The organism is Brevundimonas sp., assembly GCF_041648115.1.
In the GTDB taxonomy this organism is placed as follows: Bacteria; Pseudomonadota; Alphaproteobacteria; order Caulobacterales; family Caulobacteraceae; genus Brevundimonas.
Window position 1 is genome coordinate 103,603 of record NZ_JBAZPR010000013.1, and the last position, 26,420, is coordinate 130,022.

Genomic DNA, 26,420 nt, shown 5'->3' on the forward strand with positions numbered 1-26,420 from the left:
ATTCGTCTGATCTCAGGCGCCGGTGACGTTGATCGCTACGGTCCAGACCATCAGCACGAAGCCGCCGCACGACGCCAGCGACAGCATATCTCTCATCAAACGCGGCATGACATTGCCTCCCACCAATCCGATATGTTCTGCTAATGTTCTATGTTGGCTTTTTGTTCTCGTCAACCATCGCGTTTGAAACCATTCGACCGACGCCGTCGTAGTGAGTGTAAACGGAGATCGACCGATGTCTAATCGCACCACGCTCGCCGCGCTCGCATCCCTGACCATCGGGGTGCTGGCGCTCGGCGCACCCCTGCCCCGCCCGGCCGAGGCCCAGACGACGCCGGCGCTTCAAACGGCCATCTTCGCCGGCGGATGCTTCTGGTCCGAGGAGAAGGCGTTCGACGATGTGCCGGGCGTGCGGTCCGCCGTGTCGGGCTTTGTCGGCGGGCACACGGTCAATCCGACCTATGAACAGGTGGTGCGCGGCGGCACCGGCCATATGGAAGCGATCCAGGTCACCTTCGATCCGCGCGTCGTCAGCTATCGCACCCTGGTCGATCGGTACTGGCGCACAATCGATCCGACAGATCCGAACGGACAGTTCTGCGACCAAGGGCCTTCGTATCGCTCGGCCGTGTTCGCCACGGATGGCCAACGCACGGACGCCGTCGCCTCGCGCGATGCGGCCATGCGGATCTTGAGAAGGAGCTTCACCACGCCGGTCGTCGGCGCCCAGCGGTTCTGGCCGGCGGGGGCGGAGCATCAGGACTATGCCAAGCGCCATGCCGCCAGCTATCAGGCCTATCGGGTCGGTTGCCGCCGCCCAGATCGCCTGCGGGCGATCTGGGGCGACGCCGCCGTCAGCTGATTTTTTAGTACGCCTGGCTCAATATGCGTGGCTTTGGGCCGCGCGCTCTTCCAGGTGCCCGTCCTTCAGGGCGAAGACGCGGTCCATATGGCCGGCCAACTCCATGTTGTGGGTGGCGATCAGGGCTGCGACGCCTGTATTCTTGGCCAGGTCGCGCAGGGATTCGAACACCGATTGACTGGTGGTCGGGTCCAGGTTGCCGGTCGGTTCGTCGGCCAGCAGCAGACGCGGGCCATTGGCCAGCGCTCGGCCGATGGCGACCCGCTGCTGCTCGCCGCCTGACATTTGGGCCGGTTGGTGCGTCAAGCGCTCGCCCAGGCCCAGGGCCGTCAGGGTGACCTCGGCGCGTTTACGGGCTTCGTCCTGTGGGAGCCCCGCGATCCGCATCGGCAGGGCGACGTTGTCGCGCGCGTCGAACTCGGGCAGCAGATGGTGAAACTGATAGACGAAGCCGATCCGGCCCAGACGCAGGCGCGTGCGGGCGCGCTCGTCCAGATCGCCGACCTGTTCGCCGTCGATGGCGACTGTGCCGCTCGTCGGCTTTTCCAGCAGGCCGGCGGCGTGCAGCAACGACGACTTGCCCGAACCCGAAGGCCCAATCAATCCGACCAGTTCGCCCGGAAACACGTCCAGATCGACGCCCTTCAGTACGGTCAGGCCGCCTTGCGCGGTGTCATAGGTGCGGGTCAGGCCGCGCACCGACAGGATGGGAGCCTTACTCATAACGGAGCGCCTCCACGGGATCGATGCGAGATGCGGTCCAGGACGGCGGCAGGCTGGCGATACAGCTCATCAGCAGCGACCAGAAGGTCACCCAGGCCACGTCCAGCGGATCGACCAGGGCCGGAATGGCGTCCAGCATATAGACGTCGGAATCGAACAGCTTGGTCTGCAGCACGAACTCCAGGAAATGCTGGATCGGACCGATGTTCCAGCAGAACAGCAGGCCCAACACCAGACCGGCGATGGTGCCCGCCACCCCGATCATGGCGCCGGCCATGAAGAAGACGCGAAGGATGGACGACGGACTGGCGCCGATGGTGCGCAGGATGGCGATGTCGCGGCCCTTGTTCTTCACCAGCATGACGATGCCGGAGATGATGTTCATGGCGGCGATGGCGACGACCAGGCCCAGGATGATGCTCATGGCCACCCGCTCGACCTTCAACGCGCCGTAGAAGGCGGCCAGACGCTCGCGCCAGTCGCTGACGACCGCGCCGGGTCCGGCGGCGTCATGGATTGCGGCGGTCAGGGCGCCGACCTGATCGGGGTCGTCGACCTTGATCTCGATGGCGTCCCAGACGCCCTCCTTGCCGAAGAAGAGCTGCTGCTGTTCCAGCGGCATGAAGATGAAGGCGCGGTCGTAGTCGGCGGCGCCCGAGCGGAACAGGCCGCCGACGAAATAGGTCTTCTCCAGTCCGCCCAGATTGCCGAAGGCGCTGTCGGCGCCGGTGGGCGAATACAGAGTGACCGGGTCGCCGACCCGCAGCCCCATCGACGTCGCCAAGGCGGCTCCGACCAGAATGCGGTCGCCGCCATAGGGGCCCTTGCCGAACCCGGCGCGCTCCTGCGGCGTCAGGCTGTCGAACACATATTGGGTCTTGGCCAGATCTTCGGGACGGATGCCCTTGGCGATGGCGCCCGTCGTATAGCTGCCGACGCGGATCAGGCTTTGCGCCTCGTTCAGCGGACTGGCGCTGGCGACGCCTGGCACGGCCTGGATCCGTTTCAGCGCGGCCTCACGGTCCGGCGAGGTCAGCACTGGCCCCTGCACATACATGTGTCCGTTGAAGGCCAGCATCCGGCCCAGCAGTTCGCTGCGGAAGCCGGACATGATGCTCATGACGCTGATCAGCACGGCGACGGCCAGCATGATGCCGATGAAGCTGATCACCGCGATGGTGGCGACGCCGCCCTCCTTGCGCTTGGCGCGCAGGTAGCGGAGGGCCAGGCCGATCTCCCACGAGGAGAAGGCGCCGGAAGGACGGGACGGCAGGCTCAAGCGGTCAGCCTTTCGATGGCTTCGGCGAGCGGCACGGAAACCTTCTCGCCGGTGGCGCGGCGCTTCAGTTCGACCACGCCGTCCGCCAGTCCCTTGGGACCGATAGTCAGTTGCCAGGGAATGCCGATCAGGTCTGCAGTGGCGAACTTGCCGCCCGGACGCTCGTCGGTGTCGTCGTACAGCACGTCCTTGCCGAGTTTTTCCAGCTGAGCCACCGCGTCCTCGCAGGCCGCCGAGACGGCCTCGTCATTGGCGCGCAGGTTGATGACCACCACGTCGAACGGGGCCACGGCGTCGGGCCAGATGATGCCGCCGGCGTCGTGGCTGGCCTCGATGATGGCGCCCAGCAGGCGCGACACGCCGACGCCATAGCTGCCCATGTGGACCTCGGCGTCCTGACCGTCAGGCCCGGCGACCTTGGCCTTCATCGGCAAGGAGTATTTGGTGCCGAAATAGAAGATGTGGCCGACCTCGATGCCGCGCGCCGACAGACGGTCGCCCTCGGCGGTCTGGGCCTCGAACTGGGCTGCGTCGTGCATTTCCTCGGTTGCTGCGTACAGGGCCGTGCGCTCGTCGAACACGGCCTGCAGCGCCTCGGCGTCAAGGTCGTGACCGGGAGGGGCCATCTCGACCAGCTTGCGGTCGCAGAAGACCTCGCTCTCGCCGGTTTCAGCCAGGACGATGAACTCGTGGCTCAGGTCGCCACCGATCGGCCCGGTGTCGGCGCGCATCGGCACGGCCTTCAGACCCATGCGGGCGAAGGTGTTCAGATAGGCCGTAAACATGCGGTTGTAGGCGACGCGTGCAGACGCCTCATCCACGTCGAAGGAATAGGCGTCCTTCATCAGGAACTCGCGGCCGCGCATGACGCCGAACCGGGGCCGGCGCTCGTCGCGGAACTTCCACTGGATGTGAAACAGGTTCAGCGGCAGCGACTTGTAGGACTTCACATAGGCGCGGAAGATGTCGGTGATCATCTCCTCGTTGGTCGGCCCGTACAGCAGCTCCCGCTCGTGGCGGTCGGTGATGCGCAGCATTTCGGGACCGTAGGCGTCATAGCGGCCGCTCTCGCGCCACAGGTCGGCCAGTTGCAGGGTCGGCATCAGCAGTTCGACCGCCCCTGCCCGCTGCTGTTCCTCGCGCACGATCTGCTCGACCTTGCGCAGCACCCTCAGACCCAGCGGCAGCCAGGCGTAGATACCGGCGGCCTCCTGTTTGATCATGCCGGCACGCAGCATCAGCTGGTGCGAGACGATCTGGGCGTCCGAAGGGGCTTCCTTCAGCGTGGGCAGGAAAAAGCGCGACAGGCGCATGGTCGGAAATCCTAGGCGTAGAGACGGAACAAGGCTTTAGCCGCTGGACCGGGGCGAAAGCTAGGCCGGGTTGCGGTTTAGACGGCCGGTCCGTTGGCGAAGTTCGGCAAGGGCAGCCAGCCGGTGAAGATCAGCACCATGATGAAGACCCAGGCCAGGGCCGAGACCCAGGTCGTGGTCAGGAACTTCTTCTTCAGGTTCGGCGTCTTTGGCGCGCCCCACTGGGAGCCGTCGGTAGGCGGCTCGTGCGTCTCGCTCGCCGTGCCTAGCGGCAGCACGGCGAACAGCACCGTCCACCAGACGATGATGTAGATGCCGACCATGGTGAAGACGCCGATGGGCATGACGGACCTCTAGGGATGCGGCCGGCCGACGCCGTAGCGGGCCGCCAGATAGGGCGCGATGGCGTGATCCTGAAGGAAGCGACGGCCGGTCGTTTCGCTGACCTGTGCATCTGGCCAGTCGAGCGTGTCGTCCAGGATCAGGATGGGGCAGCTCTGATACGCCTCACCGACCTGTTCGATGACGGGCTGGCGCGGACGGGGATGGTCGAGATAGACGACCTCCAACGCATCGCGAAGCTGGGGATAGAAGGCCAGCACGCCTTCGATATAGGCGCCGGGCGGACAGAACCACGGTCCACCTTGGTCGTCGTGCCAGTCGGGGTTCAATAGGAAGAGTCGCTCAGCCATCGGTGGGATATATCCGAGTTGAGGAGATTGTCGCGACCGCTATTCGCATTCGGCCCCGAACCCCGGCGCACGCAGGGCCAAAAGGATCGACGAGCGGGCCTGCTGGGTGATCGCTCCCGACCCTTGCAGCACACAGCCGACAGCGGTGTTGGAGTTCGGCGCCAAGAGGCCATAGGTCAGGCCCTCGGACGCCAGTCGCGCCTGTGCGCCTTTTAGCGTCTCGATGGCCGTGGCGACGCGGGCAGGATCGTTGGTGATGCGGGTCATCTCGTGCAGCGCCTCGCCCGAACTAGGAAAGTCATAGGCGTTCGGGTCGAACGGCGCGATCTCGGCCGACAGGCGTTCGGGATGGGTGTCGATGCCGAACTTGGCGTTCTGGCTGGCTGAAAAGACGATGGCCGGCCCGCTCTCGGGCACCACCAGAATATAGGCGTGGCGCGGAAACAGCAGATATTGCGCCAGGAACTTGGTCACCGGCACCAACGGCATGCCGTCCGGCCCCAGAGCGTGGGCGCCGACATAGACGCCTGATGGCACGCTGCGCGCATCGATCCGGCCGTTCAGCTTCAGGATCCGATCCACCATCACATGGTCGAGCAGGAAGACCCCGTCCTCGGCCTCGCGCTCCAGAAACGCATGGATGGCGACGGTATCGGGCGCCGGTCCCAGGTCGCGGCCATAGACGGTGGGAAAGGCGGTCGGCGACATTGGCGTGCCATCCGGCGGGCTGAACCACAGGACGCGCAATTCCTGCACCGTCCGCGCCAGTGGATCCTCGCCCCGGAACGTCGACAGGCTGAGCACCAGATTGACGGCGGCGAACATAGCGACGAAGCCGACCATCCCCTGCCCCACGATCACCGCCCAGCGCCGCCAGCTGTGCAACGGATGGCGGGCATGACGCACTCGCTCAAGCAGACGGCGCGCGCGCGTGGGTTTGTCAGACATGGGTTCCCCCGAGCGTTCAGGCGCGCAGAAAATGCGCCCGAACGGTCAAGGTTGCATCAGACCCGCAGGACGACCGTTTCGACGATGGGACGACGATCCCAGATCTGCTGGCTGGCCTTTTTCAGCACCCGGGCGACGGCCTGTTCGATGACCATTTCGTCGTCCAGCGCATCGCCCTTCAGACCCTTGATCACCTGCTCGACCCGCTCGGCCAGCTTGTCCAGCGCATCGCCCAAGGGCGTGCCGGTGTCGCCGGGCAGGCCCACACTGCGGATGTCGATGTCGCTGGCGATACGGCCGCGCTTGTCCAGGGCGAAGCTGACGATCAGCACGCCGTTGGTCGAGGCGTGACGACGCTCTTTCAAAGCCTCGCCCTGTTCGGTCACCAGCATGCCGCCGTCGACATAGAGACGGCCGTTCGGCACCTCGTCGATGATCTTGGCCGGTCCGGGCGCCAGGCGCACCATGTCGCCGTTGCGGGGCGTCACGGTCTCCTTGATGCCGATGTCCTTGGCCAGGTTGGCGTGTTCCAGCAAGAAGCGGCGCACGCCGTGGGTCGGCACCGCGATCTGAGGCCGGACCCAGTCGTACATCTGCTTCAGCTCGTCACGGCACGGGTGACCCGAGACGTGAATACCGGGGTGATCCTTCTCGGTGTAAAGGCGCACGCCTCGGTCCGCGAGGCGATCTTGCAGATTGCCGATGGCCAGTTCGTTGCCGGGGATCTGGCGCGACGAGAAGATGCAGTGGTCGCCCAAGCCCAACTTCACGACCGGGTGGGTGCCGTCGGCGACGCGCGACAGGGCCGCGCGAGCTTCACCCTGGCTGCCGGTGCACAGGTACAGGATCTGGTCGGCGGGCCAGACGCGGGCCTCTTCGTCCGACAGGAAGGGCTTCACGTCCTGCAACATGCCGACGTGCTTCGCCGCCGCGGTGATCTTGTGCATCGAGCGGCCGGCCAGCGACACGCGACGCCCACAGGCCTCGGCGGCGCGGATGACGCTGTCCATCCGGGCGACGTTGGAGGCGAAACAGCCCACGGCGACGCGGCCCTTGAGGCTGGCGATCAGTTTGGAGATGGCGACGGCGACATCGCCCTCGGACCCGGCGACGCCCGGCACGAACACGTTGGTCGAATCGCAGACCATGGCCAGCACACCCTCGTCGCCCATGGCGCGGATGGCGGGGGCGTCGGTCTTCTCGCCGATGATCGGCTGGTCGTCGATCTTCCAGTCGCCGGTGTGGAACACCATGCCCAGCGGGGTGTCGATGGCCAGGCCGCTCGGCTCGGCGATCGAGTGGCTCATGTTGACGAAGGTCACGCCGAAGGAACCAACATCCACAGTCCCGCCCAGCGGCACCTCGATCACCTGGACCTCGTCAAAGATACCGCGCTCGCGCAGCTTGTCCTTGATCAGATAGGCGGTGAAGGGCGTGGCGTAGACCGGCGCCTTGATGCGCGGCCACAGCCAGCCCAGGGCGCCGATGTGATCCTCGTGCGCGTGGGTCAGCATGATGCCCTTGATGTTCTCCCCTTCCAGGAAGGCGGGATCGGGCACGATCACGTCGACACCAGGCGTGGACAGGTCGCCGAAGGTGACGCCGACATCGACGATCAGCCATTCACGATTGTCCGCCGGGCCAAAGCCATAGGCGTTCAGGTTCATACCGACTTCGTCCGAGCCGCCCAGCGGCAGGAAAACGAGTTCGTCTTGGGTTTGCTTTTTCATTCACTCAGTCAGATGGGCGTTACGACGCCAGATTTCGAGGAGGCCGCGAATAGTCAGGTCGGGGTCGAAGTGATCGATGCTGTCGGTCGCGCCTTCGAACAGGCTGGCGACGCCGCCGGTGCCGATGACGGTCATGGGCCGACCCCACTCCGTCTTGATGCGCCCGACCAGGCCTTCGATCAATGAGATATAGCCCCAGAAGACGCCGGACTGCATGGCCTCGACCGTGCCCTTGCCGATGACATGTTCGGGTTTCTGGATGGCGATGCGCGGCAGTTTGGCCGCCGCCTCATGCAGCGCCTGAAGCGATAGATTGATGCCGGGGGCGATCAGCCCGCCCTCGAACGCGCCGTCGCTGGACACGATGTCGAAGGTCGTCGCCGTGCCGCTGTCGATCAGCAGCAGGTCGCCGGGATAAAGCAGCGACGCCCCGACAGCGTTGACCAGCCGGTCGGCCCCCGCCTCGCTGGGCTTGGCGATCCGCACCTCGATGCCCAGTTCGGCATTCTCGCCGATCACCAGCGGTTCGATGTTCAGATAGCGACGCGCCAGATTGCGAAGGTTGAAGATCGACTGCGGCACGACACTGGAGATGATGCAGCCGCTCAGGGCATCGAACTCCAGCCCCTTCATCACCATCAGCTGGTTCAGCCAGACGGCGTATTCGTCCGCCGTGCGGCTGGCCTCGGTCGCGGCGCGCCACTGGGCGATCCAGTCCGAGCCGTCGTGGACCGCGAACAGCGTGTTGGTGTTGCCCTGCTCGATCGCCAGCAGCATTAGGCGGCCTTGCCGAAAAACACGTCGCCAGCGGAGATCAGTCGTACCGAACCGTCGTCCAGACGCAGACGCAAGGCGCCATCCGGCTCAACCCCCTCAGCAAGACCCTCGATGGTTTCATTGTCCAGGCGCGCGACGCACGGGCCATTCAAGCCGGTCAGGCGGCTGGTCCAGGCGTCCAGAACCGGCTCAAACCCCATCGTCTGCCAACGGCCCCACCAGACGGCGAAGGTCTCGGCCAGGATCTCTGCGGCGGCTTCGATAGGCGGGACATAGGCCAGGTCGGCGCGCAGGCGGGCGGCGACCGATGTGGCCCCCCGCTCCGTGCCTTCCGGCGCATGGGCAAGGTTCACACCGATGCCGATGGCCATCCACAAATCGCCATTCGCGTGGGCGCCGGACTCGACCAAGATGCCAGAGACCTTGATCCGGTCCAGCAGGACGTCATTGGGCCATTTGATCGACACCAGGGCCGGCGAGACGAAGACGTCCAGCAGGTCGGCGACGGCCAGGGCCGCGACGAAGGTGGCTTGGGCTGCCTCGGCCGCCGACTTGGGCGTGGTGACCAGCAGTGTTGCGGCCAAATTGCCCTGTTCGCTTTCCCACTTGCGGCCGCGACGCCCGCGACCGGCGGTCTGACGGCGCGCTACGATCCAGCGCGGCCCGGCCTCCCCGGCCTCGGCAAGGCGGCGCGCCTCGGCGTTGGTCGAGTCGATCTCGTCGAGGATGACCAGGGGGACGGCCGTCAACGCCCTACCCGTTCCCGAAGCCGGCGCTCGCAACCTTGGTCAGCGGCTCCAGCCAGGTCAGGCCCACGATCACCAGCGGGAAGGAGAAGGCGGCGCACGCCCACCCGATCCACTTGGCCTCGACCGGCGCGGCATCGGTGACGATCTCGTCCAGCGGCGGATCGAACCACATCAGCTTGAGGATGCGCAGATAGTAGAAGGCAGCGACGACCGAGGCGACCAGACCGGCGGCCGCTACGGGCCACAGACCCGCATCGGCGGCGGCGCCGAACACATAGTACTTGCCCCAGAAGCCCGAGAACGGCGGCATGCCCAGCACCGACAGCGACAGGATGGTCAACGCCACGGCCGTCAACGGACGATCTTTCTTCAGACCAGCGAGGTCGGCGATGCGACGGATCGGACGGCCCGACTTGGACAGGCTGAGCAGGATGGCGAAGAAGCCCAGCTGGTCGATGACATACAGGGTCATGAACATCAGCATGGCCTGCAACCCCTCGGCCGTGCCGGCCGCGATGCCCAGAAGCGCATAGCCGATGTTCGCGATCGACGAATAGGCCAGCAGGCGCTGGATGTCCTTTTGCGCCAGCCCGCCGAAGGCGCCGACGACGAAGCTGATCAGTGAGATGGCGATCAGGACCTGGGACCATTGGGCGTGGGCGTCGCCGAAGCCGTGTTCCAGCGTCCGGGCGATCAGGACCATGGCCGCGACCTTGGGCGCCGTGGCGAACAGGGCCACGACCGGGGTCGGCGCGCCTTCATAGACGTCGGGCGTCCACATGTGGAACGGCGCGGCGGAGACCTTGAACGCCAGGCCGCAGATCAGGAAGACCAGGCCGAACACCAGGCCCGGCCCCGGATTGTCCGAGGCGACGGCGGCGATGTCTTCGAACCGCATCGAACCGGCGAAACCGTAGATCAGGCTGGCGCCATACAGCAGCAGGCCCGACGACAGGGCGCCCAGGACGAAATACTTCAGACCCGCTTCGGACGCCTTGACGTCGTTTCTGTGGAAGGCGGCCAGCACATAGAGGGCCAGCGAGTGCAGCTCGATCCCGACATACATGGAGATCAGGTCGCCCGAGGACGCCATCATCCCCATGCCGACCGAGGCCAGCACGATCAGGACCGGATATTCGAACTTGGCGATGCGCGTGCGCTTCATCCAGCCGTCGCCCAGCACGACCGCCACCGCGGCCGACAGATAGATCAGGCTCTTGGCGTAGATGGCCAGCGGGTCGGCGACGTATGCGCCGTTGAAGGCGACGCCCCAGGGCCCGACTATAGAGATGACGGCGGCGGCGATCAGCAGCAGGACCGACAGGATCGACACCAGACGGGCGCTCTTGTCGCCGATGAAGGCGCCGACCATCAGCAGGACCAGGGCGCCGACCGCGAGGGTGACTTCCGAGGCGGCGAGATGCAGGGCGGAGGATAGATCAGGCATCTTTAAGTCTCACCCGCCGATCGCGGCGCGATACGCGCTGGTCAGGGCCTCGACGGCAGGCCCGGTGTAATCGAGGACGGCGGCCGGATGGACCCCCAGCCAGATGGTGCCGACGATCAACGGCACGAACAACAGCAATTCGCGCTTGTCGATGTCGGTGATGGTCTCAAGCTTCGGATTGGTGATCTCGCCGAACATGACCGCACGGTACAGGGTCAGGGCATAGACGGCCGAGAAGATCACGCCCGAGGCCGCGACCAGGGCCGCCCAGGTCGAGGCCTGATAGGCGCCCGTCATGGTCAGCACTTCACCTACGAAGCCCGAGGTGCCCGGCAGGCCGACGTTGGCCATGGTGAACATCAGGAAGATGGCCGCATACCAGGGCATCCGCGACGTCAGGCCGCCGTAGAAGGCGATTTCTCGGGTGTGCATCCGGTCGTAGACGACGCCGACGCACAGGAACAGCGCGCCCGAGATCAGACCGTGGCTGATCATCTGGAAGATGGCGCCCTGCATCCCGACGTCATTGCCCGAGAAGATGCCCAGGGTGACGAAGCCCATGTGGGCGACGGACGAATAGGCGATCAGCTTCTTGATGTCCGTCTGACGCCAGGCGACCAGCGACGTATAGACGATGGCGATCACCGACAGGGTGAAGACCAGCGGTCGGAACATCTCCGACGCCATCGGGAACATCGGCACGTTGAACAGGATGAAGCCGTATCCGCCCAGCTTCAGCAGGATGCCGGCCAGGATGACCGAACCGGCCGTCGGCGCCTGGACGTGGGCGTCGGGCAGCCAGGTGTGGACCGGCCACATCGGCATCTTGACCGCGAACGAGGCGAAGAAGGCCAGCCACAGGATCGGCTGAACGGCCGGGTCGAAGGCGAAACGCTTCAGCTCGGGAATGCTGGTCGTGCCGGCCTCGTGCGCCATCCACAGCATGGCCAGCAACATCAACACCGACCCCAGCAGGGTATAGAGGAAGAACTTGTAGGCGGCGTAGATCCGGTTCGCCCCGCCCCAGATGCCGATGATCAGGAACATCGGCACCAGGGTGCCTTCGAAGAAGATGTAGAACAGGAACAGGTCGAGCGAGGTAAACACCCCGATGACCAGCGTCTCCAGCACCAGGAAGGCGATCATATATTCGACGACGCGCGTCTCGATCGACTTCCAGCTGGCCAGGATGCAGATCGGCATCAGGAAGGCCGTCAGCAGGACGAACAGGACCGAGATCCCGTCGACGCCCAGATGATAGCTGGCGCCCGCGAACCACGAGACGAACTCGACGAACTGATAGCCGGTGTTGGCGGGATCGAAGCCGGCAACCAGCACGACCGAAATCGCCAGCGCGACCAGGGTCGTGACCAGGGCGATCCAGCGCGCGGCCGGCGCGGCGGCGTCCGCGTTCTTGAACGTCAGCCGGGCGACGAAGATCGCCAGGGCGCCGATCAGCGGCAGGAATGTAACGAGGCTCAGGATGTAGGGCACGAGATCAGGCTCCCCACGCGAGGATGGCGAAGGTGAGCAGACCGGCGACCCCCAGCAGCATCACGAAGGCATAGTGATAGACATAGCCTGACTGGATCTTGGCCAGTCGAGCGGCGGATTTCAGCGACACCCAGGCGGCGCCGTTCGGGCCGAGGCCGTCGATGATCTTCACATCGACCATCTTCCAGAAAAAGTCGCCGATGGCCTTGAAGCCGCGCACGAAGACGACGTCGTACAGCTCGTCGAAATACCACTTGTTGTAGAGGAAGCGATAGATGACGCCGTTCCGCTCGGCCATGCGACGGCCCATGCCCTCGCGAGCGACATAGATCCAGTAGGCGAAGGCCGTGCCGGTCAGGGTCAGGATCAGCGGCGACCACTTCACCCAGGTCGGCACCGAGTGGCTGTCGTGCAGGACGTGGTTGTTTTCACCGACGAAGATGGCTCCGCGCCAGAACTCGGCCTGGTGGTGGCCGATGAAGTGTGGCGCGAAGACGAAACCGGCGGCGACGGCGCCGACCGACAGCAGAATCAGCGGAACCAGCATCACCCACGGGCTCTCGTGCGGCTTAAGCGGGCCGTGATGACCGTGGTCGTCTTGCGCGTGATCGTCATGATGATCGCCGACCGGCTCGGAGTGCGTCTCCAGCTGAGTGTGCGAGGCGTGATCATCCCCGTGATGGGCGGCGTGATGCGCGTCGCCCTCTTCCTTCCACACCGGCTTGTTGTGGAAGGTCATGAACACCAGACGCCACGAATAGTAGGCCGTCAGACCGGCGGCGATGATGCCGACGAAGAAGGCGAACAGGCCGATCGCGCTGTGGCCGTTTGCGGCCGAGGCATAGGCGCTCTCGATGATCGAGTCCTTGGAATAGAAGCCGGCGAAGCCGCCGACGCCGGGGATGCCCAGGCCGGTGATGGCGATGGTGCCGATGGTCATCACCGCGTAGGTGACCGGCAGCAGCTTCCACAGGCCGCCCATCTTCCGCATGTCCTGCTCGTGATGCATGCCGTGGATCACCGAACCGGCGCCCAGGAACAGCAGAGCCTTGAAGAAGGCGTGCGTGAACAGGTGGAACATGGCGGCCTGATAGGCGCCGACGCCTGCTGCAAAGAACATGTAGCCCAGCTGCGAACAGGTCGAATAGGCGATGACCCGCTTGATGTCGTTCTGGGTCAGGCCGACCGTCGCGGCGAACAGGGCCGTGATCGCGCCGATGATGGCGATGATCTGCGACGCGCCCGGCGCATACTCATAGATCGGCGACAGCAGGCAGACCATATAGACGCCAGCCGTGACCATGGTCGCCGCGTGGATCAGGGCCGACACAGGCGTCGGGCCTTCCATCGCGTCCGGCAGCCAGGTGTGCAGGAAGAACTGGGCCGACTTGCCCATCGCGCCGATGAACAGCAGGAAGCCCGCCAGATCCAGCGCGGACCATTGGACGCCCAGGAACTCCCACGTCGTGTTCGCCTTTGTGGCGATCATCGGGAACAGTTCCGAGAACTCGATGGTGCCGTACATCCAGAAGATCGTGATGATCCCCAGCACGAAGCCGAAGTCGCCGACGCGGTTGACGACGAAGGCCTTGATGGCGGCGGCGCTGGCCGTCGGTTTCTTGAACCAGAAGCCGATCAGCAGATAGGACGCCAGACCCACGCCTTCCCAGCCGAAGAAGATCTGCATGAAGTCGGCCGCCGTCACCAGCGCCAGCATCATGAAGGTGAACAGCGACAGATAAGCGAAGAAGCGCGGCCGGCTGTCGTCCTCGGCCATGTACCCCCAGGAATACAGGTGAACCAGCGACGACACGCTAGTGACCACGATCAGCATGGTCGCCGACAGGGCGTCGATACGGATCGACCATGCCGACTGGAAATCGCCCACATTGATGAAGGGCGCCAGGCGGATGGTGAAGGGCTCCAGATGGCCCCAGGTCCATTGCCCGAACACCGTCCAGGCGACGGCGCACGAGAAGAACAGCAGCCCGGTCGTGACGGCCTGCGACGGGATGTTGCCGATCCGGCGTCCGAAGAAGCCGGCGATGGCTGCGCCCAGCAACGGGGCGAAGATCCCGAGAATGACGAGGGTATGCAAGGTCACGCTCAGCCCTTCATCACGGAGGCGTCGTCCACGGCGATGTCGCCGCGGTTACGGAAGAAGGTCACCAGGATCGCCAGGCCGACTGCGGCCTCGGCCGCAGCGACGGTCAGGACGAACATCGCCATGATCTGCCCGCTGATCTCGTTCAGATAGGCCGAGAAGGCGACGAAGTTGATGTTTACCGCCAGCAGGATCAGTTCGATCGACATCAGGATGATGATGACGTTCTTGCGGTTCACGAAGATGCCGAACACCCCGATGGTGAACAGGATCGCGGCGACCGTCAGATAGTGGGTCAGACCGATTTCCATCAGAGAAGCTCCTCGGCGCTGACGCCCTCGCCCGTCACGGCGGGCTTGATCTCGACCGACTTGCGGCGGTCGCGGTTCACCTGATCGCCGGGGTTCTGGCGTTTGATGTGCGGCTTGTGGCGAAGCGTCAGGGTGATGGCGCCGATCATCGCGATCAGCAGCACGATCCCGGCCGCCTGGAAGAAGTAGACATAGTCCGTGTAGAGCACGCGACCGATGGCCTCGACATTGGTGACGCTGGCGTCCGGCGCGCCCGGCGCCGGCAGTCCCGCAGCGGCTCCGCCCTGAACCACGGCGACCGAGACGATGATCATTTCCACCAGCAGCACGGCGGCGATGATCGCCCCCAGCGGCAGATAGCGCGCGTAACCTTCGCGCAGCTTCAGGAAGTCCACGTCCAGCATCATGACGACGAACAGGAACAGCACCGCGACCGCGCCGACGTAGACGACGACCAGCAGCATCGCCAGGAACTCGGCGCCCAGCAGGACGAACAGACCCGCCGACGAGAAGAAGGCCAGGATCAACCACAGCACGCTGTGCACCGGGTTGCGCGCGGTCACGACCAGAAGGCCGGAAACCGTGGCGACCGCCGCCAGCAGATAGAAGGCTATGCCTTGCAGCATGTCGGGACGAAGCCCCTTTCGTATCGGCCGCGACCCCATTTGGGAATCGTCGGCCCGTTCAAGCGAGAAGCGCCTTAGCGGTAAGGCGCGTCGAGTTCCAGATTCTTGGCGATCTGCCGTTCCCAGCGGTCGCCGTTATCGAGCAGGCGTTGCTTGTCGTAGAGCAGCTCCTCGCGCGTCTCGACGGCGAATTCGGAGTTGGGCCCTTCCACGATGGCGTCCACCGGGCAGGCCTCCTGGCACAGGCCGCAGTAGATGCATTTGACCATGTCGATGTCGTAGCGGGTCGTGCGGCGGCTGCCGTCTGCGCGTGGTTCGGCCTCGATGGTGATGGCCTGGGCCGGGCAGATGGCCTCGCACAGCTTGCAGGCGATGCAGCGTTCCTCGCCGTTGGCATAGCGACGCAGCACGTGTTCGCCACGGAAACGCGGCGACTGCGGGTTCCGCTCGAACGGATAGTTCACGGTCATCTTGGGCCGCGCCATATATTTCAACGACAGGCCGATGGCGCCGATGACGTCCAGCATCATCGCGCCCTTGGTGGCTTGGACGATCCGGGTGAACATCAGGGCTTATCCTTGGGGGCGGGCGTCGTCTTGGGGGCGGTCTGGGGAGCGGGCTGGCTGGCGCGCCAGTCCTGTTCGATTCGGTCCTGGCGTTGCTGCCACTGATAGCTCGACTCGGGCATGCGCGTATTGTCGGGCGCGCAGGCGGCCGTCACGGTCAGCAGGCCGAAAGCGATGACAAGACCCTTCATCACGATCCCACCACGAACACGCGCCACGCCGAGACGATCACGACCGCCACCAGCGAGGTCGGCAGGAAGATCTTCCAGCCCAGGCGCATCAGTTGGTCATAGCGATAGCGCGGAACGAAGGCCTTCACCATCGAGATGCAGACGAACCAGAAGACCGTCTTGGCCATGAAGGTCAGAAGATAGATCGTATAGGCGATCCAGGCCGGCAGCCCGTCCATCCAGGCCTGCGGCACGCCGGGGTTCCAGCCGCCGAAGAACAGCAGGCTGATCATCGCCGACATGAAGACGATGTTGACGTATTCGCCCATCATGAACAGCAGGTACGGGGTCGAGCTGTATTCGACCTGATAACCGGCGACCAGTTCGGACTCGGCCTCGGGCAGGTCGAACGGGGGGCGGTTGGTCTCGGCCAGGGCCGAGATGAAGAAGATGATCGACATCGGGAACAGGATCACGACCAGCGGCCAGGTGTCGGCGCCCCCGCCGAACCCGTACCAGTTCCAGAACATGCCCTTCTGGCTCTCGACGATGGCGGACAAGTTCATCGTGCCGGCCAGCAGGATCACATTGATGATGATCAGGCCCAGGGAGACTTCATAGGACACCATCTGCGCTGCCGAACGCAGCGAGCCCAGGAACGGATACTTCGAGTTCGAAGCCCAGCCGCCCATGATGATGCCGTAAACGCCCAGCGACGACACAGCGAAGATGTACAGGATGCCGACGTTCAGGTCCGACACCACCCAGCCGGGGGCGAACGGAATGACCGCCCAGGCCATGAAGGCCAGGATCACGGTGATGATCGGGGCGATGATGAAGACCGCCTTGTCAGCGCCGGCCGGGATCACGACCTCCTTCAGCACGAACTTGATCATGTCCGCGAAGGACTGAAGCAGGCCGAAGGGACCGACGACGTTCGGACCCTTGCGCATCTGCACGCCGGCCCAGACCTTGCGGTCAGCCAGCAACAGGAAGGCGACGGCGATCAGCACGCCGACCGTGATCAGCAGGACCTGACCGACGGTGATCAGCGTCCAGCCCAGAGGCGTTGCCCAGAAGGAAACGGGGTCCATGGCTTACTCCGCCGCCATTGCGACCGGGGCGATCCGCAGGGCGGACAGCTCGGCCATCGTCGCGCTGGCGCGCGCTATCGGATTGGAAAGATAGGGGTCGGTGATCGCCGAGGCGAACACCCGGTCGCCCAGATCGCCCTTGGCGCCCAGCTTCGTCACGTCGAACGCGACCGGCGCCGGCAGATAGTCGATCCGCCCGAAGGTCGTATGGTCGGCCATCAGCTTGGCGCGAAGCTGCTCCAGCGTGTCGTAAGGCAGGGTCTGATCGACGCGGGCAGACAGGGCGCGGATAATGGCCCAGTCTTCCTTGGCCTCGCCCTTGGGGAAGACGACGCGTTCGGCCATCTGCACCCGGCCCTCGGTATTCACATACAGGCCCGACTTCTCGGTATAGGCCGCGCCCGGCAGGATCACGTCGGCGCCGTGCGCGCCACGGTCGCCGTGGCTGCCCAGATAGACGCGGAAGGCGTTCGAACCGGTCGGATCGACCTCGTCGGCGCCCAGCAGGAACAGCACGTCCAGCGCGCCCGGCTTCAGCATCTCGGCGACCGTCAGGCCGCCTTCAGCAGGCACGAAGCCCATATCCAGACCGGCGACGCGCGATGCGGCGTGGTGCAGGACGTTGAAGCCGTTCCAGCTGTCGGTCACGACGCCGACCTTTTTCGCCAAGGCGCCCAGGGCGTTCAGGACGGCCGGGCCGCCCTCCCCGTTCAGCGCGCCGGAGCCGACGATGATCGCCGGACGCTCGGCCTTGGTCAGGAAGTCCATCGCCGACTTGGGCAGCTTGCCCAGGGTCTGCGAACCGGCGCCCAGATAGGCGTAGTCGAAGGTCAGGTCGGCCTGTTCGCCGATGACGCCGATCTCGACGTCGCCCTTGATCCAGCTCTTGCGCAGACGCGCGTTCAGCAGCGGCGCCTCGATGCGCGGGTTCACACCCACGATCAGGATGGCGTCAGCCTTTTCAATGCCTTCCAGGCCGGTGTTGAACAGCCAGCCCTCGCGCGGACCATAGCCCAGGGCGGCGCCGTCCTGGCGGCAGTCGGTGTTGTTCGAACCCAGGGCGCGGAACAGGTCCAGCGTCGCCTTCATCGACTCGGCGTCCTGCAGATCGCCGGCGATCACGCCGATACGGTCGGCCGGGGCAGCCTTCAGCTTGGCGGCGACGGCGTCCAGCGCTTCGTTCCACGATGCGGCGCGCAGCTTGCCGTTCTCGCGGATCCAAGGGCGGTCCAGGCGGCGCGCGGTCAGGCCGTCGACGACATAGCGGCTCTTGTCCGACAGCCACTCTTCGTTGATGCCCTCGTTGACGCGCGGCAGAACCCGCATCACCTCGGAGCCGCGGAAGTCGGCGCGGATGTTCGAGCCCAGGGCGTCCATGACGTCGATGGTCTCGGTCTTCTTCAGTTCCCACGGACGATAGTGGTACTGCCACGGACGGTGCGTCAGGGCGCCGACCGGGCACAGGTCGTTGACGTTGCCCGACAGTTCCGAGGCGACCGACTTCTCCAGATAGGTCGTGATCTCGGCGTCCTCGCCGCGCGAGATCATGCCGATGTCCGGCACGCCCGCGACTTCGGTGATGAATCGGACGCAGCGCGTGCACTGGATGCAGCGCGTCATGAAGGTCTTGATGGTCGGACCCATCGCCTTTTCTTCGACCGCGCGCTTGTTCTCCGAATAGCGCGAGCCGTCGCGGCCGTAGCCGACCGACTGGTCCTGCAGGTCGCACTCGCCGCCCTGGTCGCAGATCGGGCAATCCAGCGGGTGGTTGATGAGCAGGAACTCCATCACCCCTTCGCGGGCCTTCTTGACCATCGGCGTGTCGGTGAAGATTTCCTGACCTTCGGCGGCCGGAAGCGCGCACGAAGCCTGCGGCTTGGGCGGTCCAGGCTTCACCTCGACCAGGCACATGCGACAGTTGCCGGCGATAGACAGGCGTTCGTGGTAGCAGAAACGCGGAATCTCCTGCCCCGCGCGTTCGGCGACCTGGAGCACGGTCATGCCGGGCTCGAACTCGGTTTCGACGCCGTTGACCTTGGCGATAGGCATCAGCGAGCCTCTTGTTTGGCGGCGGGAGCCGCCATTTGTACATCCACGGACATCGACTGGCCGTCGCGGAACAGGCCCGCGCCGTCAGCATCCGCCCGGCATTCGAATTCCAACCTGCCGCCATCAACCGGCGCACGCCACGACACCTGGGCCGTGCGTTCGCCGGTGGCGGTGAAGTCGACGGCGTCGCCTTCCTGGCCATACATGCGGTTCACCACGTCGCGGCAAGCCGCTTCAAGGTTCGCTGGAACCGCCGCCTTCGAGACCGGCGTAGCCACGGTTTCTGATGCAACCGACGCCTTGGGCGCCGTCGGCGTCTGAGGCGCAGCCTTCTCCGCATCGCCGCAGGCGGCGAGGGTCGGAAGCATCAGCAACAGGGCGGCAGCGAGACGCATGGTCACTCCGCAGCGATCGCGTGGCCGGCGAAATTCGCGCGGCGGCTGCGGTAGTTGGCGATGCGATCTTCGATCTCGTGACGGAAGTGACGGATCAGGCCCTGGACCGGCCAGGCGGCGGCGTCGCCCAGGGCGCAGATGGTGTGACCCTCGACTTGTCCGGCGACGTCCAGCAGCAGGTCGATTTCCGACGGATCGGCCTCGCCCACGGCCATACGCTCCAGCACGCGCCACATCCAACCGGTGCCTTCGCGGCACGGCGTGCACTGGCCGCAGCTCTCGTGCTTGAAGAAGTAGCTGATGCGAGCGATCGCCTTCACGATGTCGGTCGACTCGTCCATCACGGTCACGCCGGCAGTGCCCAGCGACGATCGAACCTCGCGCATGGAATCGAAGTCCATCAGGACCGTCTCGGCCTGTTCGCGCGTGATGACCGGGCAGGATGCGCCGCCAGGGATGATGGCCTTCAGATTGCCCCAGCCGCCGCGAACGCCGCCGCCGTGATCCTCGATCAACTGGCGCAGCGGGATCGACATGGCCTCTTCGACCACGCACGGCGTGTTCACGTGACCCGACAGGGACATCAGCTTGGTGCCGGTGTTGTTCGGACGGCCGAAGCTGGCGAACCAGTCGGCGCCGCGACGCAGGATGGTGCCGACGACGGCGATCGACTCCACGTTGTTCACCGTAGTCGGGCAGCCGTAGAGGCCCGCACCGGCCGGGAACGGCGGCTTCAGGCGCGGCTGACCCTTCTTGCCTTCCAGCGATTCCAGCAGGGCCGTCTCTTCGCCGCAGATATAGGCGCCGGCGCCGTGGTGGATGTAGACGTCGAAGTCCCAACCGTGGACGTTGTCCTTGCCGATCAGCTTGCCTTCGTAGGCCTGCTTGACGGCGGCTTCCATCCGCTCGCGCTCCAGCACGTATTCGCCGCGCAGGTAGATGTAGCAGGCATGGGCCTGCATCGCGAAGCTGGCGATCAGCGCGCCTTCGATCAGCAGGTGCGGATCATGACGCATGATCTCGCGGTCCTTGCAGGTCGCGGGCTCGGATTCGTCGGCGTTGATGACCAGGTAGTGAGGACGATCCTTCACTTCCTTGGGCATGAACGACCACTTCAGGCCGGTAGAGAAGCCCGCACCGCCACGGCCGCGCAGACCCGAGGCCTTGACGTTGTTGATGATCCAGTCGCGCCCAAGGTCCAGCATGTCCTTGGTGGCGTTCCAGGCGCCGCGGTTCTTCGCCCCGTCCAGCGTCCAGTCCTGGAAGCCGTACAGGTTGGTGAAGATGCGATCCTTGTCTTCGAGAATGCCGATCATGGCCCTCAGAGTCCTTCCGCCAGACGGCGCTTGTGGTGGCGGGTGCGCATCCAGATGGCCGCAATGACCATCACCCAGCCCGCCGCCAGCATGAAGTAGGAGAGATTGACCGCCCACGGTCCGACCGCGCCCTGACGCGACATCAGGATCAGCACGGCGGCGCCGACGACCATGGCCAGTCCGCCCGCGCGCAGCGGACGCCCGACATTGCGCAGTTCCTTGCGATAGGCCGCGCGGCCTTCGTCGGTGCTCAGATCAGGCGGCGACATCAGGCCGGCGCCTTCTCGACCGGCGCCGGGTCGCTGTTCGGCAGCTTCTTGATCGGCTTGGCGGCAGAACCGTCATACAGCTTGGCGTCCAGCAGCGTCTTGGCGCCGCCCGCCGGTTCCGACGTAATGCGACCGGCATAGGAACCCGGCTTCGGCGTCTTGCCGGCGGCGAAATCGTCGATGATCTGGCCGATCGTCTCGGGCGTCAGGTCTTCGAAATAATAGTCGTTGATCTGAGCCATCGGCGCATTCGAACAGGCGCCCAGGCATTCGACTTCCTGCCAGGTGAAGCGGCCGTCGGCGGACAGATGGTCCTTGGGACCGATCTTTTCCTTGCAGACCTTCATCAGCTCATTGGCGCCACGCAGCATGCACGGCGTGGTGCCGCACACCTGGATCAGCGCCGTCTTGCCGACCGGCTCCAGCATGAACATGGTGTAGAAGGTCGCGACCTCCAGCACCCGGATGTAGGCCATATCCAGCAGTTCGCCTACGGCGCGGATGGCGGGTTCGGAGACCCAGCCTTCCTGCTTCTGCACCAGCCAAAGCACCGGGATCACCGCCGACTGGCGACGGCTTTCCGGGTATTTCTTGATCCACCACTCGGCCTTGGCCGTCGTGTCGGCCGTAAAGGCGAACGAGGCGGGCTGTACCTTGGCGAGACGACGAACGCTCATCGGTCCACTTCTCCGAAAACGATGTCGAGCGAGCCGAGGATGGCGGACACGTCGGCCAACTGGTGGCCGCGATTCATCCAGTCCATCGCCTGCAGCGAGCGGAAGCCTGGCGCCGAGATCTTCACGCGATACGGTTTGTTGGTGCCGTCCGACACCAGATAGATGCCGAACTCGCCCTTGGGCGCCTCGACCGAGGCATAGACCTCGCCCTCGGGCGTCTTGAAGCCCTCGGTGTACAGCTTGAAGTGATGGATCAGGGATTCCATCGACCGCTTCATCTCGCCACGACGCGGCGGAACGATCTTGTTGTCCTCGATCATCACCGGCTCGCCGGGGCAGTTGCGCAGTTTATGGATGCACTGTTCCATGATCCGCACCGACTGCTTCATCTCTTCGATGCGCACCAGATAACGGTCCCAGCAGTCGCCGTTCTTGCCGACGACGATGTCGAACTCCAGCTCGGCATAGCATTCGTAGGGCTGCGACTTGCGTAGGTCCCAGGCGATGTTCGAGCCACGCAGCATTACGCCGGTGAAGCCCCATTCCAGGGCCTGCTGCTTGGACACCACGCCGATGTCGACGTTGCGCTGCTTGAAGATGCGGTTCTCGGTGACCAGGCTTTCGATGTCCTTCAGCGCCGGCGGGAACTCGTGGCACCAGCGGCCGATGTCGTCGATCAGATCCATCGGCAGGTCCTGGTGGACGCCGCCCGGACGGAAATAGTTGGCGTGCAGACGGGCGCCGCAGGCGCGCTCGTAGAACACCATCAGCTTTTCGCGTTCCTCAAAGCCCCATAGCGGCGGCGTCAGGGCGCCCACGTCCATGGCCTGGGTCGTCACGTTCAGCATGTGCGACAGGATACGGCCGATTTCCGAATACAGGACGCGGATCAGCTGCGCCCGGTAAGGCACCTCGATGCCCAGCAGCTTCTCGATGGCCAGGCAGAAGGCGTGCTCCTGGTTCATCGGCGCGACGTAGTCGAGACGATCCAGATACGGCACGTTCTGAAGATAGGTGCGCGCCTCCATCAGCTTTTCGGTGCCGCGATGCAGCAGGCCGATGTGCGGATCGACGCGCTCGACGATCTCGCCGTCCAGCTCCAGCACCAGGCGCAGCACGCCGTGCGCGGCCGGGTGTTGCGGACCGAAGTTGATGGTGAACTTGCGGTCTTCCATATCGCGCGCGTGGGCGGTGCGCGTGTCGAGTTCGTCCTCGAACACATCGACGCCCAGCGGCAGGGTGGGGTTTCCGTCAGCCATTACGCCTGGCCTCCCGCCTTCTCGTCGCCCGGCAGGACCGGCGCGGGGTATTCGGCGCCTTCCCAGGGCGACAGGAAATCGAACGTGCGAAACTCTTGCGTCAGCTTGACCGGCTCATAGACCACGCGGCGCTGTTCCTCGTCGTAGCGGACCTCGACATAGCCCGTCATCGGGAAGTCCTTGCGCAGCGGATGGCCTTCGAAGCCGTAGTCCGTGAGCAGGCGACGCATGTCCGGGTGACCGGAGAACAGCATGCCGTACATGTCGTAGGCTTCGCGCTCGAACCAGTTGGCGGCCGGATAGGCCGAGATGGCCGTTGGCACGGGCTGGGTGTCATCGGTCGATACCTTGACGCGCAAGCGCGCGTTCTTGGTCATCGACAGCAGGTGATAGACCACCTCGAACCGCTCCTTGCGATCCGGGTAGTCGACGCCGCAGAGATCCAGCAGTTGCTGGAAGCCGAACTGATCGCGCAGCGCCGTCAGCACCTCGACGATCCGCTCGCGCGGCGCCACCAGCGTCAGTTCGCCAAAGGCGATCTGCGCCTCGACACCCAGCGCACCGACCATCTCGGCGCCCAGAGGCGTCAGGACGGCCTCGTGTTGGGCCTGAACAGCCAAAGAGGTCATCGGTCGATGGTCCCCGTGCGACGGATCTTCTTCTGCAGTTGCAGCAGACCGTAAAGCAACGCCTCTGCCGTCGGTGGGCAGCCGGGCACATAGACGTCCACCGGCACGACGCGGTCGCAACCGCGCACGACGCTGTAACTATAGTGGTAGTAGCCGCCGCCGTTGGCGCAACTTCCCATCGACACGACGTAGCGTGGGTCGGGCATCTGGTCGTAGACCTTGCGGATGGCCGGGGCCATCTTGTTGGTCAGGGTGCCGGCGACGATCATCAGGTCCGACTGGCGCGGGCTGGCGCGCGGCGCCATGCCGAAGCGTTCGACGTCGAAACGCGGCATCGACATCTGGATCATCTCGACAGCGCAGCAGGCCAGACCAAAGGTCATCCACATCAGCGAGCCGGTGCGCGCCCAGTTGATGACGTCGTCGGCGGCGGCGACCAGATAGCCGCGCTCACCGAGCTCCATGTTCACGGCCTCGAAAAACTTGTCGTGGACCTTGGGATCATAGCCCTCGACGGTCGAACGCGCAGCGGCGCCGGCCGGAACCAGCGGCGCGCCGGATGCCGTGACCAGGGTCGTCGGCGTGGAAGCGGCGACTACTCCCATTCCAGGGCTCCCTTCTTCCATTCGTATATGAAGCCGATGGTCAGCACCCCGAGGAAGACCATCATCGACCAGAAGGCGAAGACCATTCCGGCGTGCGACAGATCGAACATCGACACCGCCCACGGGAAGAGGAAGGCCACTTCCAGATCGAAGATGATGAACAGGATCGACACCAGATAGAAGCGGATGTCGAACTTCATGCGCGCGTCGTCGAAGGCGTTGAACCCGCACTCATAAGCCGACAGCTTTTCCGAGTCGGGATTCTTCGGCGCTAGCACCAGCGGCAGCACGATGAAAAGAATACCGATCAGGGCAGCCACGCCGGCGAAGATGACGACGGGCAGATATTCGAGAAGGAATGCGTTCATTCGAAGAACCTCGTCCGCCGGGGAGAGGCGGGATTCGGCGCTTCTTAGACCCAAGAACGTCGCCGTTCAAACCCCTGCGGACATTGGCTTTTCATTGAGAATGGATCGCAAGTTGGCGCGCCATATGTCGCAGGCCCGACGCTTGCGCGCCACACGTCCGCAAAGCCCTATTGCGAGCCTGATCATGTAACCGAAAGTCATCCGAATGAGCGCAGCCAGCCGCGCCCTGAACGCCGTGGAGCGGATCGGGAATCGCCTGCCCGATCCCGTCTTCCTGTTCCTTTGGCTGATCGGCGGACTGATCGTCCTCAGCATGGTCGGCGCGGGCATGGGCTGGTCCGCCGTCAATCCCGTGACCGGCGATCAGTTGGTCGCCAAGAGCCTGTTGTCGCCCGAGAACCTGGCGCAGCTGATCATCGGCATGCCGCGCACCCTGGCCGACTTCCCGCCGCTGGGGATCGTGATCACCATCATATACGGCGCATCGGTCGCAGAGCGGACGGGCCTGTTCGCCACCGCCATTCGCGGCGCTCTGCTGAACGCCCCTCGCGCCATACTGACGCCGATCGTCGTCGTCACCGGTATGGTGTCCCACCACGCGTCGGACGCCTCTTACGTCGTCGTCATCCCTCTGGCGGCCGTGATCTTCGCCGCCGCGGGCCGCAATCCGCTGGCCGGCCTCGCCGCCGGTTTCGCCGCTGTTTCGGGCGGATATGCCGGCAATCTTTTTCCGGGGGCCAGCGATGCGCTGATCCTGGGCATCACCGAGCCGGCCGCGCAACTGATCGATCCGTCCTATTCGGTGAACATCGCCGGCAACTGGTTCTTCATCGTGGGGGTGGTGTTCGTCTTCACCCCCATCGTCTGGTTCCTGACGGATCGCGTGATCGAGCCGCGCCTGGGCGTCTGGAAGCCGGCCGAGGGCGTCGCCGCCCCCAACGCCTCGGAAAAACAGCCGCTGACCGCCGCCGAGAAGCGCGGCCTGCGGTTCGCCGGCCTGGCGGTTCTGGGCATGATCGGCCTGTGGGCCATGCTGACCTTCATACCGGGCTCGCCGTTCGTCGATCCCGAGGTCGACCCGGAGCAGAAGTTCAATCCGCTCTACAAGTCGCTGGTCGCCTTCTTCGCCATCACCTTCTTCGTCACCGGCGGGGCCTATGGTGCAGGGTCCGGGACGATCAAGTCGCATCGCGACATGGTGACGATGATGCGCGACGGCATCGCCCAGCTGGCGCCCTATATCGTGCTAGCCTTCTTCGCAGCCCACTTCGTGGCCATGTTCAACTGGTCGGGCCTCGGACCGATCCTGGCGGTGAACGCGGCGGCCGGACTGAAGACCCTGGCCTTGCCCGCCCCTCTGCTGCTGATCTGCGTCGTCTTCGTCTCCTGCTTCTTTGACCTGTTCATCGGCTCGGCCTCGGCCAAATGGTCGGCCTTGGCGCCCATCGTCGTGCCCATGTTCATGCTGCTGGGCATTTCGCCGGAGATGACAACGGCCGCCTATCGGATGGGCGATTCGGTCACCAACATCGCCACACCGCTGATGAGCTACTTCCCGCTGATCCTGACCTTCGCCCAGCGCTGGGATCCACGATTCGGCCTTGGCTCCCTGATGGCGACCATGCTGCCCTATGCCGGGGCCTTCCTGATCGCCGGTCTGGCCATGGTGGCGGCCTGGGTCGCTTTCGACCTGCCGCTGGGGCCGGGCGTCGGCGTCCACTATGAACCGCCCGCCCCGGCCGTGGCCGCTCAGGAGCCGACCAGCGGCGGCTTGGCAGGCCCGCACAGCCAACCCCAGGCGGCGATCGTCACGCCGTCCACAGCCCCGTCGCGTTGAGGGTCGCGTTTCTCCGAAAAGGTCGCTTGACGCGATGTGTCAGCCCGCCTAAACGACGCCCCTCGCCGGGGCGCACAGCCGCTTCGGCCGGGAAACGCGGGTGTAGCTCAGTTGGTTAGAGTGCCGGCCTG

General features: G+C 64.9%; 28 protein-coding genes. 2 read left to right on the forward strand and 26 right to left on the reverse strand.

Translation table 11 applies throughout. The annotated features are described in order from the left end of the window. Positions 1-235: 235 nt before the first annotated feature. Complete coding sequence (gene msrA / locus WC597_RS13110) at positions 236-862, forward strand: peptide-methionine (S)-S-oxide reductase MsrA (protein ID WP_372693844.1); 627 nt, start codon at positions 236-238, stop codon at positions 860-862. An 18-nt stretch (positions 863-880) separates the two neighbouring features. Here msrA and WC597_RS13115 read toward each other — a convergent pair whose 3' ends face one another. The 26 genes from WC597_RS13115 to WC597_RS13240 all read right to left on the reverse strand — a co-directional run bounded on the left by WC597_RS13115 (position 881) and on the right by WC597_RS13240 (position 24,452). Next, positions 881-1,585, reverse strand: a complete 705-nt coding sequence (locus tag WC597_RS13115) for an ABC transporter ATP-binding protein (RefSeq protein ID WP_372693846.1) — start codon at positions 1,583-1,585, stop codon at positions 881-883. Next, positions 1,578-2,864: a lipoprotein-releasing ABC transporter permease subunit gene (locus tag WC597_RS13120; protein ID WP_372693848.1), complete on the reverse strand. Its 1,287-nt coding sequence runs from the start codon at positions 2,862-2,864 to the stop codon at positions 1,578-1,580. Before WC597_RS13120 ends, WC597_RS13115 begins: the two co-directional genes overlap by 8 nt. Beyond that, positions 2,861-4,177: a proline--tRNA ligase gene (gene proS, locus WC597_RS13125; RefSeq protein WP_372693850.1), complete on the reverse strand. Its 1,317-nt coding sequence runs from the start codon at positions 4,175-4,177 to the stop codon at positions 2,861-2,863. Before proS ends, WC597_RS13120 begins: the two co-directional genes overlap by 4 nt. Positions 4,178-4,254: 77 nt before the next feature. Further along, a complete protein-coding gene (locus WC597_RS13130) occupies positions 4,255-4,521 on the reverse strand; it encodes a DUF1467 family protein (protein ID WP_372693852.1) in 267 nt (88 codons plus the stop codon). A gap of 9 nt (positions 4,522-4,530) precedes the next feature. Continuing rightward, the gene (locus WC597_RS13135) at positions 4,531-4,869 is read right to left on the reverse strand and encodes a DUF3088 family protein (protein WP_372693854.1); all 339 of its coding nucleotides are present in this window, start codon (positions 4,867-4,869) and stop codon (positions 4,531-4,533) included. A 39-nt stretch (positions 4,870-4,908) separates the two neighbouring features. After that, positions 4,909-5,817: a hypothetical protein gene (locus WC597_RS13140; protein ID WP_372693856.1), complete on the reverse strand. Its 909-nt coding sequence runs from the start codon at positions 5,815-5,817 to the stop codon at positions 4,909-4,911. 56 nt (positions 5,818-5,873) lie between these two features. Beyond that, positions 5,874-7,547: a ribonuclease J gene (locus WC597_RS13145; protein WP_372693858.1), complete on the reverse strand. Its 1,674-nt coding sequence runs from the start codon at positions 7,545-7,547 to the stop codon at positions 5,874-5,876. Beyond that, positions 7,548-8,324, reverse strand: a complete 777-nt coding sequence (locus tag WC597_RS13150; protein ID WP_372693860.1) for a type III pantothenate kinase — start codon at positions 8,322-8,324, stop codon at positions 7,548-7,550. Further along, entirely contained in the window at positions 8,324-9,073 is a 750-nt protein-coding gene (locus WC597_RS13155) for a biotin--[acetyl-CoA-carboxylase] ligase (protein ID WP_372693862.1), read from the reverse strand. The genes WC597_RS13150 and WC597_RS13155 overlap by 1 nt, the downstream gene beginning before the upstream one ends. 4 nt (positions 9,074-9,077) lie before the next feature. After that, positions 9,078-10,520, reverse strand: a complete 1,443-nt coding sequence (gene nuoN, locus WC597_RS13160; protein WP_372693864.1) for an NADH-quinone oxidoreductase subunit NuoN — start codon at positions 10,518-10,520, stop codon at positions 9,078-9,080. Between the two features lie 9 nt (positions 10,521-10,529). After that, complete coding sequence (locus tag WC597_RS13165) at positions 10,530-12,014, reverse strand: NADH-quinone oxidoreductase subunit M (protein WP_372693866.1); 1,485 nt, start codon at positions 12,012-12,014, stop codon at positions 10,530-10,532. A gap of 4 nt (positions 12,015-12,018) precedes the next feature. Continuing rightward, a complete protein-coding gene (nuoL, locus tag WC597_RS13170) occupies positions 12,019-14,112 on the reverse strand; it encodes an NADH-quinone oxidoreductase subunit L (protein WP_372693894.1) in 2,094 nt (697 codons plus the stop codon). Between the two features lie 8 nt (positions 14,113-14,120). After that, positions 14,121-14,429, reverse strand: a complete 309-nt coding sequence (gene nuoK / locus WC597_RS13175; RefSeq protein WP_372693868.1) for an NADH-quinone oxidoreductase subunit NuoK — start codon at positions 14,427-14,429, stop codon at positions 14,121-14,123. Continuing rightward, positions 14,429-15,055, reverse strand: coding sequence for an NADH-quinone oxidoreductase subunit J (locus tag WC597_RS13180; RefSeq protein ID WP_372693870.1), 627 nt, complete (start codon positions 15,053-15,055; stop codon positions 14,429-14,431). Before WC597_RS13180 ends, nuoK begins: the two co-directional genes overlap by 1 nt. A 74-nt stretch (positions 15,056-15,129) precedes the next feature. Then, positions 15,130-15,621, reverse strand: a complete 492-nt coding sequence (nuoI, locus tag WC597_RS13185) for an NADH-quinone oxidoreductase subunit NuoI (RefSeq protein ID WP_159851118.1) — start codon at positions 15,619-15,621, stop codon at positions 15,130-15,132. After that, positions 15,621-15,812, reverse strand: coding sequence for a hypothetical protein (locus tag WC597_RS13190; RefSeq protein ID WP_372693872.1), 192 nt, complete (start codon positions 15,810-15,812; stop codon positions 15,621-15,623). The genes nuoI and WC597_RS13190 overlap by 1 nt, the downstream gene beginning before the upstream one ends. Beyond that, the gene (gene nuoH, locus WC597_RS13195; protein WP_372693874.1) at positions 15,812-16,885 is read right to left on the reverse strand and encodes an NADH-quinone oxidoreductase subunit NuoH; all 1,074 of its coding nucleotides are present in this window, start codon (positions 16,883-16,885) and stop codon (positions 15,812-15,814) included. Before nuoH ends, WC597_RS13190 begins: the two co-directional genes overlap by 1 nt. Positions 16,886-16,888: 3 nt before the next feature. Beyond that, positions 16,889-18,934: an NADH-quinone oxidoreductase subunit NuoG gene (gene nuoG / locus WC597_RS13200; RefSeq protein WP_372693876.1), complete on the reverse strand. Its 2,046-nt coding sequence runs from the start codon at positions 18,932-18,934 to the stop codon at positions 16,889-16,891. Then, positions 18,934-19,329 carry a hypothetical protein gene (locus tag WC597_RS13205; protein ID WP_372693878.1) on the reverse strand — a complete coding sequence of 132 codons (396 nt, stop codon included), beginning with the start codon at positions 19,327-19,329 and terminating at the stop codon, positions 18,934-18,936. The genes nuoG and WC597_RS13205 overlap by 1 nt, the downstream gene beginning before the upstream one ends. A gap of 2 nt (positions 19,330-19,331) precedes the next feature. After that, positions 19,332-20,645: an NADH-quinone oxidoreductase subunit NuoF gene (nuoF, locus tag WC597_RS13210; RefSeq protein ID WP_372693880.1), complete on the reverse strand. Its 1,314-nt coding sequence runs from the start codon at positions 20,643-20,645 to the stop codon at positions 19,332-19,334. A gap of 5 nt (positions 20,646-20,650) precedes the next feature. Then, positions 20,651-20,914, reverse strand: coding sequence for a hypothetical protein (locus tag WC597_RS13215; RefSeq protein WP_346495316.1), 264 nt, complete (start codon positions 20,912-20,914; stop codon positions 20,651-20,653). Next, a complete protein-coding gene (gene nuoE / locus WC597_RS13220; protein WP_372693882.1) occupies positions 20,914-21,591 on the reverse strand; it encodes an NADH-quinone oxidoreductase subunit NuoE in 678 nt (225 codons plus the stop codon). The genes WC597_RS13215 and nuoE overlap by 1 nt, the downstream gene beginning before the upstream one ends. Next, positions 21,588-22,766, reverse strand: a complete 1,179-nt coding sequence (locus tag WC597_RS13225; RefSeq protein WP_372693896.1) for an NADH-quinone oxidoreductase subunit D — start codon at positions 22,764-22,766, stop codon at positions 21,588-21,590. Before WC597_RS13225 ends, nuoE begins: the two co-directional genes overlap by 4 nt. Positions 22,767-22,849: 83 nt before the next feature. Then, positions 22,850-23,479, reverse strand: coding sequence for an NADH-quinone oxidoreductase subunit C (locus WC597_RS13230; protein ID WP_372693884.1), 630 nt, complete (start codon positions 23,477-23,479; stop codon positions 22,850-22,852). Continuing rightward, positions 23,476-24,105, reverse strand: a complete 630-nt coding sequence (locus tag WC597_RS13235; RefSeq protein ID WP_372693886.1) for an NADH-quinone oxidoreductase subunit B family protein — start codon at positions 24,103-24,105, stop codon at positions 23,476-23,478. Before WC597_RS13235 ends, WC597_RS13230 begins: the two co-directional genes overlap by 4 nt. Further along, positions 24,075-24,452, reverse strand: a complete 378-nt coding sequence (locus WC597_RS13240) for an NADH-quinone oxidoreductase subunit A (protein ID WP_372693888.1) — start codon at positions 24,450-24,452, stop codon at positions 24,075-24,077. Before WC597_RS13240 ends, WC597_RS13235 begins: the two co-directional genes overlap by 31 nt. A gap of 205 nt (positions 24,453-24,657) precedes the next feature. Between WC597_RS13240 and WC597_RS13245 the strand changes: the two genes are divergently transcribed. Further along, positions 24,658-26,289 (forward strand): AbgT family transporter, encoded by a 1,632-nt coding sequence (locus WC597_RS13245; protein ID WP_372693890.1) that lies wholly within the window; start codon positions 24,658-24,660, stop codon positions 26,287-26,289. The last annotated feature ends 131 nt before the right edge of the window (positions 26,290-26,420 follow it).

What these genes read in the sequence shown, in the direction of transcription:
- WC597_RS13140 (WP_372693856.1), bottom strand. Translation starts at nt 5,817, where the DNA reads ATGTCTGACAAACCCACGCGCGCGCGCCGTCTGCTTGAGCGAGTGCGT.
- nuoN (WP_372693864.1), bottom strand. Translation starts at nt 10,520, where the DNA reads ATGCCTGATCTATCCTCCGCCCTGCATCTCGCCGCCTCGGAAGTCACC.
- WC597_RS13230 (WP_372693884.1), bottom strand. Translation starts at nt 23,479, where the DNA reads ATGACCTCTTTGGCTGTTCAGGCCCAACACGAGGCCGTCCTGACGCCT.
- WC597_RS13150 (WP_372693860.1), bottom strand. Translation starts at nt 8,324, where the DNA reads ATGCTGCTGGCGATCGAGCAGGGCAACACCAACACGCTGTTCGCGGTC.
- WC597_RS13115 (WP_372693846.1), bottom strand. Translation starts at nt 1,585, where the DNA reads ATGAGTAAGGCTCCCATCCTGTCGGTGCGCGGCCTGACCCGCACCTAT.
- nuoK (WP_372693868.1), bottom strand. Translation starts at nt 14,429, where the DNA reads ATGGAAATCGGTCTGACCCACTATCTGACGGTCGCCGCGATCCTGTTC.
- WC597_RS13245 (WP_372693890.1), top strand. Translation starts at nt 24,658, where the DNA reads ATGAGCGCAGCCAGCCGCGCCCTGAACGCCGTGGAGCGGATCGGGAAT.
- WC597_RS13240 (WP_372693888.1), bottom strand. Translation starts at nt 24,452, where the DNA reads ATGAACGCATTCCTTCTCGAATATCTGCCCGTCGTCATCTTCGCCGGC.
- nuoG (WP_372693876.1), bottom strand. Translation starts at nt 18,934, where the DNA reads ATGCCTATCGCCAAGGTCAACGGCGTCGAAACCGAGTTCGAGCCCGGC.
- WC597_RS13135 (WP_372693854.1), bottom strand. Translation starts at nt 4,869, where the DNA reads ATGGCTGAGCGACTCTTCCTATTGAACCCCGACTGGCACGACGACCAA.
- WC597_RS13215 (WP_346495316.1), bottom strand. Translation starts at nt 20,914, where the DNA reads ATGTCGCCGCCTGATCTGAGCACCGACGAAGGCCGCGCGGCCTATCGC.
- WC597_RS13235 (WP_372693886.1), bottom strand. Translation starts at nt 24,105, where the DNA reads ATGGAAGAAGGGAGCCCTGGAATGGGAGTAGTCGCCGCTTCCACGCCG.
- nuoH (WP_372693874.1), bottom strand. Translation starts at nt 16,885, where the DNA reads ATGGACCCCGTTTCCTTCTGGGCAACGCCTCTGGGCTGGACGCTGATC.
- msrA (WP_372693844.1), top strand. Translation starts at nt 236, where the DNA reads ATGTCTAATCGCACCACGCTCGCCGCGCTCGCATCCCTGACCATCGGG.
- WC597_RS13225 (WP_372693896.1), bottom strand. Translation starts at nt 22,766, where the DNA reads ATGGAAGACCGCAAGTTCACCATCAACTTCGGTCCGCAACACCCGGCC.
- nuoE (WP_372693882.1), bottom strand. Translation starts at nt 21,591, where the DNA reads ATGAGCGTTCGTCGTCTCGCCAAGGTACAGCCCGCCTCGTTCGCCTTT.
- WC597_RS13130 (WP_372693852.1), bottom strand. Translation starts at nt 4,521, where the DNA reads ATGCCCATCGGCGTCTTCACCATGGTCGGCATCTACATCATCGTCTGG.
- nuoF (WP_372693880.1), bottom strand. Translation starts at nt 20,645, where the DNA reads ATGATCGGCATTCTCGAAGACAAGGATCGCATCTTCACCAACCTGTAC.
- WC597_RS13190 (WP_372693872.1), bottom strand. Translation starts at nt 15,812, where the DNA reads ATGAAGGGTCTTGTCATCGCTTTCGGCCTGCTGACCGTGACGGCCGCC.
- proS (WP_372693850.1), bottom strand. Translation starts at nt 4,177, where the DNA reads ATGCGCCTGTCGCGCTTTTTCCTGCCCACGCTGAAGGAAGCCCCTTCG.
- WC597_RS13205 (WP_372693878.1), bottom strand. Translation starts at nt 19,329, where the DNA reads ATGCGTCTCGCTGCCGCCCTGTTGCTGATGCTTCCGACCCTCGCCGCC.
- nuoI (WP_159851118.1), bottom strand. Translation starts at nt 15,621, where the DNA reads ATGTTCACCCGGATCGTCCAAGCCACCAAGGGCGCGATGATGCTGGAC.
- WC597_RS13145 (WP_372693858.1), bottom strand. Translation starts at nt 7,547, where the DNA reads ATGAAAAAGCAAACCCAAGACGAACTCGTTTTCCTGCCGCTGGGCGGC.
- WC597_RS13180 (WP_372693870.1), bottom strand. Translation starts at nt 15,055, where the DNA reads ATGCTGCAAGGCATAGCCTTCTATCTGCTGGCGGCGGTCGCCACGGTT.